The 5,974-nt window shown below is 38.9% G+C and carries 6 protein-coding genes and 1 pseudogene; all 7 read right to left on the reverse strand.

Annotated elements, in window-relative coordinates:
• A pseudogene (locus AC1DUW_RS19235) lies at positions 1–209 on the reverse strand (hypothetical protein); the annotation flags it as partial.
• Complete coding sequence (locus tag AC1DUW_RS19240) at positions 206–901, reverse strand: response regulator transcription factor (RefSeq protein ID WP_053348646.1); 696 nt, start codon at positions 899–901, stop codon at positions 206–208. The pseudogene AC1DUW_RS19235 and the gene AC1DUW_RS19240, both read right to left, overlap by 4 nt.
• A gap of 397 nt (positions 902–1,298) precedes the next feature.
• Entirely contained in the window at positions 1,299–1,820 is a 522-nt protein-coding gene (gene msrA / locus AC1DUW_RS19245) for a peptide-methionine (S)-S-oxide reductase MsrA (RefSeq protein WP_379168180.1), read from the reverse strand.
• 145 nt (positions 1,821–1,965) lie between these two features.
• Positions 1,966–2,574 (reverse strand): response regulator transcription factor, encoded by a 609-nt coding sequence (locus AC1DUW_RS19250; RefSeq protein ID WP_053348644.1) that lies wholly within the window; start codon positions 2,572–2,574, stop codon positions 1,966–1,968.
• 12 nt (positions 2,575–2,586) lie between these two features.
• On the reverse strand, positions 2,587–3,708 hold the full coding sequence (locus tag AC1DUW_RS19255) for a sensor histidine kinase (protein WP_252432790.1): 1,122 nt from the start codon (positions 3,706–3,708) through the stop codon (positions 2,587–2,589).
• A 94-nt stretch (positions 3,709–3,802) separates the two neighbouring features.
• Entirely contained in the window at positions 3,803–4,855 is a 1,053-nt protein-coding gene (gene desA / locus AC1DUW_RS19260; protein WP_056524577.1) for a Delta(5) desaturase DesA, read from the reverse strand.
• Positions 4,856–5,248: 393 nt separating this feature from the next.
• Positions 5,249–5,956, reverse strand: coding sequence for a response regulator (locus AC1DUW_RS19265; RefSeq protein WP_057215817.1), 708 nt, complete (start codon positions 5,954–5,956; stop codon positions 5,249–5,251).
• Positions 5,957–5,974 lie beyond the last annotated feature (18 nt).

The raw sequence follows: 5,974 nt of genomic DNA on the forward strand, positions 1-5,974 counted from the left end.
GTATATGGCTCTACCAAGCTAGAATTGCCGGAGAATAGATCCTTCGCCTGGACATTTTCTTCGATTAACGAAGCCTGATTTTCAAGCATATCCTGTTCCCTCTCAACGGAAATCCAAAGAAAGGCGGTTAAAACGATGATACTCAGCACTACCAGCATGAGGATTAAAAAAAGACTAGAATACCATTGGATTTTCGTCCGGATCTTCATACTGGCTCCTTCAAGCTATATCCTACCCCTCGATAGGTATGTATGAGCTGCAAATCAAAAGGATAATCAATTTTTTTACGTAAATAACGAATATACACATCAACCACATTCGTATCCCCTACAAAATCATACCCCCATACATGGGTCAGGATTTGGTCTCTCGACAGTACTTGATTTTTATTTTGCAAAAGATAAACTAGCAAGTCGAACTCGCGGGAAGTCAGCTCGATCCTTTTGCCTTGTCTCAAAATGTCCCTTGTACCAAGGTTCAATTGCAGATCATGGACCTTAAGGTCATCCGCTTTTCCTTCTGATTGGCTCCCCCGTACATTCATCCGAAAACAAGCACGAATCCGGGCAAGTAGTTCTTCTATTTCAAATGGTTTCGTTACATAATCATTCGCACCATGGTCCAGGCCGTTCACCTTATCAGGTATAGCATCCCTGGCTGTTAAGAGGATGACTGGTGTGTGACCATTCTTTTTTCTAAAACGCCTAAGTACTTCTATGCCATTCAACTCGGGTAGCATCACATCTAATAAGATTAAATCCCACTCTTCAGCTTCAGCCCTTTCCAAACCTGTTTTTCCGGTAAAAGCCGATTCAGTTTGATAACCCTCATGGTTCAGTTCCAGCTGTATGACCCTCGCGATTTTTTCTTCATCTTCTATAATTAAAATTCTTTTATTCATTATTTAACACCACCTACCCCTTAGTGTACTGAAGAAAAATGAAAATATCATGAGAAATTGAACCCTTCTCGTTAAATCGTATGACAAAAACAATTTTATAGAGAAAAAAAGCCCTGCTTCTATCTATACAGATTAAAGAGAGGTGACTTCCCTGTTTTATGTTCCTTAACTATCGATACTGTAGAACTTCAATTAATAGGGGGCGGATTCCCAGCAATCCACTACCTTATGCTCTATGTCCTTTTTCGCGCCAACTGTCCCATATACTACCGATAAAGAAGAATCTTTAGAAATTCTGTTGGATCACCCTTATTAACAACGAATATACTTACTTGAAGAAAGAATCAAAATTGAAAAAAGAACCGGGTGTGAAAACACATCCGGTTCTTTTGTACTTTTATTTACCAATCCAATGTTGATCAATGAATTCATCGCGTCCTGATTTCGCACGGTCCGCTTTGTACTCATCTTTGTTTTTCTTATGATAGCCTTGATGATATTCTTCAGCCGGATAAAAGGTTTGGGCCTGCAGGATTTCCGTTACTATAGGTTTCTTGAACTTACCGCTAGCTGCTACCTGTTCCTTAGTTTCAATAGCTAATTGTTTTTGAGTTTCATTATGATAGAAGATAGCCGTGCGATACTGGCTTCCTCTGTCATGGAATTGACCGCCATCGTCGGTTGGGTCAATCTGCTGCCAATACAATTCCAGCAGTCTTTCATAAGGAAATAACATAGGATCGAAAGTAATTTCAACGACTTCATAATGGCCAGAAGTTCCCGTCTTCACATCCTCGTAAGTTGGGTTTTCAACGTGTCCTCCTGTATAACCGGATACGATTCCTCCAATGCCGGGTTGTTCTTCAAATGGTGTCACCATGCACCAAAAACAGCCTCCAGCAAATGTAGCTTTTTGCATAATGGTCATCTCCCTCCAATACTTATGAATAAAAATTAATATATCATATCCTAACCCCAACCATATGTTTTTTTGATTCTTTATAACTTGCGGAACCGCCATGTCATCGTGCCAAAAAGGATCTGCCTCTTTGGCAAACCCTAAATCAATCTTTTGACCAACCCTTTTCCTTGAATCTTACTATCGCTTCAACGCGATTGCTTACATCCAATTTATCGAGAATGACCGAAATATAATTACGAACCGTTCCATTAGTTAGATAAAGCTGGCTGGCAATTTCCTTAGTATTCTTACCATCTGCAATCAATTTGAGCACTTGACTCTCTCGTTCAGTCAACGGGTTTTCTTCCTCAAAAGCCATATCTACCAGCTCTGGAGCATATATGCGCCGACCATCCATGATGACTCTAATTGAGTTTGCCAATTCCTCACTTGGACTATCCTTCAGTAGATACCCACCTACTTCTGCCTTTCTGGCTCTTTCAAAATATCCAGGACGTGCAAAAGTTGTTAAAATGATGACTTTGCATTGGTGGCCCTGACTCTTAATCTCTTCCGCTACATCGAGCCCGGTTTTAACGGGCATTTCAATATCCGTAATGCAGATATCCGGCTTTAAACGATTGACGAGATTCATTGCTTCTTCCCCATTGCTTGCTTTTCCGACAACTTCCATATCCTCTTCTAAATCAAGGATAGAACCTAGCGCACCAAGCAGCATCCGCTGGTCTTCAGCAATAACGATTCGAATCAAAGTTAATCCCACCTATTCATTATTTTTTATAGCATTCGGAACCCTAATGTAAAGTGTAGTTCCTTCAGTTGATTTAATATCTAGGCTGCCATTAACGAATTCAAGCCTTTCTTTCATTCCTTGAAGTCCATTGCCTTTATAAAACTCTGATTTATGTGAAAGCCCCACTCCATTATCCTGTACTTTAATCGTCACTCCTGTTTGTAATTCTTCGATGACGATATTACAGCAGTCGGCACGGCTATGTTTGACTATATTGGTCACAGCTTCTTTCAAGCACATGCTTAAAACCGTTTCAACAAGCAATGGGGTATCTTGCAATTCCGTGGTGCCTTCCAATTTAAATTCTATCTCTGCCGCCTTCAAAATTTGCTTGACCCGGATTATTTCATCGCTTAGCTTAGCCCCACGCATTTCCGACACCATTTCCCGTACTTCTTTAAGTGCCGTCCTCGCCGTTTGGCGGATATCCTTGATTTCCTTCTTAGCCGAATCCGGGTTTAAATCAATCAATTTCCCAGCAAGGTCACTTTTCAAGCCAATCAAAGAAAGTTTTTGTCCAAGAGTATCATGTAAATCACGAGCAATCCGCTGACGTTCTTCCATTTTGCCAAGTTCGGATATTCTTTTATGGGCATCTTCCAGTTGTTCTTCCAGCCTATCCCGTTTATTCCGATTATATGTGTTGAATGGCAGAAGAATCACGCCTACTACACAAATGAGCATAAAGGGAAATTGCGAAAAGAAGGTAGGATCTTTCATGATGAACCCAATATTGACGGACACGATGGTAGCTAATAACTGAATCGAATATAATACGAAAAAACCAACCTTATTTTGAACATTCCCAATAAAGAATGCTAAAAAAAGTGAAAAGTAAATGTAGCTGAAAAATATGGTCATGGATATGGATATGACTATTTGTATCGCAGTCCAAACGTATACGGGCCATCCTTTTGAAACGAATGAAAGGCCATATGAAATGAAAAACAAAATGATCATGACGATTCCAAAAACAATCTCCAACATAGATGAAGATTTGAAAATGAAATAAAAAGGGAGGATACAAAAAATGATCCAGACATAAGGGCTTAGCCCTGTGTTCTTCGGAAAGATATGATACCAACTTTGCATGGCGCTGCCTCTTTTTCTTTTACTCTTAGTATATACTACGGAGTTTCATCAAAAAACCATCCAATGGAAATTGAATGGTTTTTTAATAAACTATTTATTTTTCTTGAAGACTTGGGCGTTTATTATTGATTCCTACCTTTGATTTTGTATCACTTAGACGGTGCTTAATCTCTTTAAAACTTACAAACGTTTTGTTTTCGCTATCATAAAGGCGGAAGCGAAGCGATTTTAAGCTTGAACCAAGAGTGATTGTCGTTGCCTGTTGCAAAGGAAGTGTGGAATCATGGACTTTTTCCAGATTATAGTTTGGCACTCTTGGACTAAGATGATGCACGTGGTGGAAACCGATATTTCCAGTTACCCATTGTAAAACCTTTGGAAGCTTATAATAAGAACTTCCATCAATGGCAGCCTTCACGTAATCCCATTCTGATTCCTCTTCGAAATAAGAATCTTCAAACTGATGCTGTACATAGAACAGCCAGATGCCCAGTGATCCCGTTACAAAAAGAAGCGGTACTTGGATCATCAAGAATGCCTGCCATCCGATAGCCAAGCATAAAAGACCATAAATCACCAAAATAGAAGCATTTGTCAGATACGTATTCATACGTTCTTTCTTTCTAGCGCCTTTTGTATTCAAACGATTCGACACAAGGAATAGATAAAATGGTCCTAAACCAAACATGACGATCGGATTTCTATATAAACGATAAGCTAGACGTCCCCAGAATGAAGCGGCTACATATTCATCAACGGTCATGACCCAAATATCGCCGGTACCGCGTTTGTTTAAATTACTGCTGGTTGCATGATGTATGGAATGACTATGCTTCCATTGTTCATACGGAAATAATGTGACGATTCCACTGATTGTACCCAAGATATTATTCGCTTTCCTACTTTTGAAAAACGATTGATGACAGCAATCATGAAAAATAATGAAAATCCTGACCACAAACCCTGAAGCCAGAACGCTAAATGCAAGGGTCAGCCAATATGAGATCGATAAGCTCTGATAGGCTAAGAACCATAATAGAAAAAAGGGTGGAAATGTATTTAAAAGTTGTTTCACACTTGATTTAGTATTGGACATTTCAAAAGGGGCAACATCTTTTCTCAATTGTTTTTGATTATGGTTACTCATAACTTCCTCCTAATAAATATTATATAGAAACGTGGAGTGTTTAAATGGATTGGTAAGCTTACATTTTAAAGCAACTATAATTTACGCCTTGGCCCGTTAAATTTAACGAACTATCTTTCTCTTCTTAAGTATAGGAATAATCACCGATCATCTGAAGTCATAAACGTCAATTGGCAGGCATGACAAATGTCATATACTTGTCTATCCTTTCACTTTTCACACGTATTTTTTCCTCATTTATCATTTTTACCCCTCAAAAATTAATAAATCCACTCAAATGAATGAGGAAAACAATTAACTATTTTCAACCCATTCGAATCATACTTCCCTTATATGTAAAGCAAATCTATGTATTGCTCAAACAAAAACAGATTCGCCACCAGGCGAATCCATTTATATCTTAATGGCATAAACCCTTTCAGGCCGTCCTACCGTGCCATATGTTAAATCCGCTTCAATTTTTTCCTCAGACATCAAGTGTTCAAGATAACGCCTTGCCGTAGTCCTACTCACTCCGATTTCCTTCGCCACTATTTCGGCAGTTAACCCAGGGGATGTGTTTCCCAACACTACCATCACCTTCTCCAAAGTCATCCTATCAATTCCTTTTGGCAATGAAGTCTGTTCTCTTTCCTTGTCATTCATTTCCTTTCTCAAAAGCTTATCCACTTGTTGCTGTGTCACAGGAAAATTGCCCTTTCCTAATTCAGATAATTTAATGTAATATTCTTGATATCGGAGTAAGGACTGTTTGAACCGTTCAAATACGACAGGCTTGATAATATAATCAAATATGCCGATTTTAATGGCTTCCTGGACTTTTTCAATCTCTTTTGTTGCCGTAATCATAATGACATCCATTTGTTTGCTTTGCTGCTTGATTTCTTTCAGAATATCGAGCCCATTCATATCTGGAAAATACATATCGAGCAGCAATAGGTCCGGCTGCATGATTTCAATGAAGCTTTTAGCTTCAACATAACTTGACGCTATCCCAATGGTTTGAAACCCTTCAATTTTTTCGATGAACAGCTTCTGTATTTCAGCAATCCGTAAGTCATCTTCTACGATTAAAACTTCTATTTCGCTAATAGCCTTCATTTAATCACCCCTCTGTTT

It is taken from the genome of Peribacillus sp. P4_C12 (genome assembly GCF_056402095.1).

Coding starts and splice junctions, on each gene's coding strand:
- desA (WP_056524577.1), bottom strand. CDS start 4,855: ATGAGTAACCATAATCAAAAACAATTGAGAAAAGATGTTGCCCCTTTT.
- AC1DUW_RS19255 (WP_252432790.1), bottom strand. CDS start 3,708: ATGCAAAGTTGGTATCATATCTTTCCGAAGAACACAGGGCTAAGCCCT.
- msrA (WP_379168180.1), bottom strand. CDS start 1,820: ATGCAAAAAGCTACATTTGCTGGAGGCTGTTTTTGGTGCATGGTGACA.
- AC1DUW_RS19240 (WP_053348646.1), bottom strand. CDS start 901: ATGAATAAAAGAATTTTAATTATAGAAGATGAAGAAAAAATCGCGAGG.
- AC1DUW_RS19265 (WP_057215817.1), bottom strand. CDS start 5,956: ATGAAGGCTATTAGCGAAATAGAAGTTTTAATCGTAGAAGATGACTTA.